Raw genomic sequence first — 2575 nt, forward strand, 5'->3', positions numbered from 1 at the left:
GTAAGCGTCCGCTGAACCCCATGCCTATTTTTTAATTCGATTTAGGTTTCCAGCGGTGTGGTAGCAATTCTTCAATCTGAGTCACTTTATGTGTCGGCAACCTTTTCAGCACATCACTTAAATAGGCATAGGGATCCAGCCCATTCAGTTTTGCTGACTGGATTAATGTCATAATATTGGCTGCTCGCTGACCGCTGCGCAGCGAACCTGCAAATAACCAGTTCTTACGTCCCAACGCCCAGGGGCGCATCTGGTTTTCCACCCAGTTATTGCAAATCGGTAGATTGCCATCATCCAGATAGCGGCTTAAAGCTGGCCAACGCTTCAGAGTGTAATTGATCGCCTTGGCGGTTGGAGAACTCGATGGCACAGTCAGTTGATGTTGGTTGAGCCATTCATACAGTTGTTGCATCACCGGTTGACTATGCTGTTGTCGGTATTCGCGGCGCTGTTCTGCTGTACCATCGGTCTTTTTCCTGAGTTCTGCTTCTATGGCATACAGTTTCTGAATCAGCACTAATGCCTGTTCAGCGACCTGACTTTTTTTGGTCACATGCAGTTCATGGAATTTACGACGCGCATGCGCCATGCAGCCCACCTCAATGACCTGACCTGATTTAAAGCGTGCTTTATAACCGCTGTAATCATCACAGACCAGATGGCCCTGCCAGTCTTTCAGGAACGCTTCAGCATGCTGACCTGAACGACTATCCTGAAAGTCATAGATCACGGCTTGAACTGGATTGTACTGTGTAGTGGCATAGGCCCAGACATAACCTTTCTTCGGTTTTTTATCATTCTCACCCATCCGCATGATGGTGACCGGCGTTTCATCGGCATGGATCACCCGCTGTTGCAGCACCACCTGTTTTAAGGCATTGGCCAGAGGTTCCAGTTCCACACCGCAGCGACCAATCCAGTCAGATAACGTGGATCTGGACAGATCAATGCCAGCCCGCTGATAGATCAGGCGCTGACGGTACAGCGGCAAATGATCGGCATACTTCGATACCAGCACATGGCTGAGCAGTTCAGGACTGGCAATACCTTTATCAATCACATAGGCGGGCATCGCTTGCTGAGTCAGGGTGTCGCACTGATCACAGACCCATTTGCCACGTACATGCTGTTCCTTATAGAACTGTGCCGGTCTGAAATGCAGTTTTTCACTGATATCTTCGCCGATACGACGTAACTGGCAGCCACAACTGCATTGGGTTGATGCAGGTTCATGCTCAATACGGATGGTGTGTAGATGATCGGGTAGCAGTCGACGTTTAGGTTTGTTGACTGTGGCTTTCTGTGTTGCTGCATCAGTTTTATCTGCATTTAGCCGCTCCAGTTCCAGATCGACGGCTGCGATATCTTCTTCGACCGCCTCATCCCACAGATGGATTTGTTTTGCGGTGAGATGTTCGTTTTTACTACCGAATTTGTGCTGTTTAAACAGCGCCAGTTCATGCTCGTATTTTTGATTGAGAATAGAAAGATGCTGAACTTTAGAATCTAATTGCTGATTGGTGACTTCAAGATGTTGAACTTTGGCATCTAATTGTTGATTTGATACTTCCAGATGTTGGACTTGAGCATCTAATTGTTGTTTATCTTCTGCGAGTTGTTGATGCTGCATCGCCAACTGCCGGGTGAATTCCAGCAGTTGTTCATGGGTCAGTTGGCTTAAATCTGGCAGCGTATTCATGACCGCAGTATGCCTGAGGTCATGAGAAGAATGAAATAGAACGTTTGGAGGATGGCAGAATAGCCGAGCTTGGTTTAGAGCATCGTGACCACCTGCTGTCGTCCAATGCGCTGCCAAGGCAAACCCTGGATTAATGCCTGTAACTGTTCCGGGTTGAGAGCTACGCTTTCACCCTGGTGAACTTTAGCCCAGTGGAATTTTCCCTGTTCCAGCCGCCGGGCACACAGCCAGATGCCCAGTCCATCATGTACCAGCACTTTCATGCGATGGCCACGTTTATTACAGAACAGGTAAGCACAATGCGGTTTAATGTAGCCAAAGGCTCTCACCACCTGAGCCATGACAGTATCCATCCCTGCTCGCATATCCAGAGGTTGGGTAGAAAGCCAGATTTCATCGATACGGATCATGTTGCCAGCACCTTGAGTAATTCTGCCAAGGCAGGTATTTCTGATACTTGCCATTTCAAGCCAATTTCTGCTTTTGAGTGGGGTAAAGTAATTTGAACTTTTAACATGTCAGTAGGAGTAGGATCTAATGGTGCAGAGCAAGATAAGGCAATAAATGCAGGTTTATTCGGTAGTGGTGAGCGATCACTCCCTGGCTTAGCATCAATTAAGCGAATCCATTTGGATACAAGATTTGTATTCAATCCATGTTGCAAAGCGACTGAAGCAATTGAAACGTCCGGTGCTTTACAAGCCTGAACGATCTGCTGTTTAAATTCAGCACTGTATGTTCTTCGTTTTTTCGCAAGAGATGCGATGGATGTCTGATGATTTGTAGTCATAAATTTTAGTCCCCACTTGTTTCTAAGTGGGGACTAAATTAAGGCTTATAGGATGAATTCAGAAGGTGTGTTCAGCGGACGCTTAC

At 47.0% G+C, this 2575-nt stretch carries 3 protein-coding genes; all 3 read right to left on the bottom strand.

From position 1 onward, the window contains the following. Nucleotides 1-31 precede the first annotated feature (31 nt). Complete coding sequence (locus FTT88_RS16905) at nucleotides 32-1699, bottom strand: IS66 family transposase (protein ID WP_180172970.1); 1668 nt, start codon at nucleotides 1697-1699, stop codon at nucleotides 32-34. 74 nt (nucleotides 1700-1773) lie between these two features. Further along, complete coding sequence (gene tnpB, locus FTT88_RS16910; RefSeq protein WP_004828548.1) at nucleotides 1774-2109, bottom strand: IS66 family insertion sequence element accessory protein TnpB; 336 nt, start codon at nucleotides 2107-2109, stop codon at nucleotides 1774-1776. After that, complete coding sequence (locus FTT88_RS16915) at nucleotides 2106-2489, bottom strand: transposase (protein ID WP_004828545.1); 384 nt, start codon at nucleotides 2487-2489, stop codon at nucleotides 2106-2108. The genes tnpB and FTT88_RS16915 overlap by 4 nt, the downstream gene beginning before the upstream one ends. Nucleotides 2490-2575: the final 86 nt, after the last annotated feature.

Origin of the sequence: Acinetobacter sp. YH01024, assembly GCF_013420195.1 — a bacterium.
GTDB classification, from domain to species: domain Bacteria; phylum Pseudomonadota; class Gammaproteobacteria; order Pseudomonadales; family Moraxellaceae; genus Acinetobacter; species Acinetobacter amyesii.

What these genes read in the sequence shown, in the direction of transcription:
- FTT88_RS16905 (WP_180172970.1), bottom strand. Translation starts at nt 1,699, where the DNA reads ATGAATACGCTGCCAGATTTAAGCCAACTGACCCATGAACAACTGCTG.
- tnpB (WP_004828548.1), bottom strand. Translation starts at nt 2,109, where the DNA reads ATGATCCGTATCGATGAAATCTGGCTTTCTACCCAACCTCTGGATATG.
- FTT88_RS16915 (WP_004828545.1), bottom strand. Translation starts at nt 2,489, where the DNA reads ATGACTACAAATCATCAGACATCCATCGCATCTCTTGCGAAAAAACGA.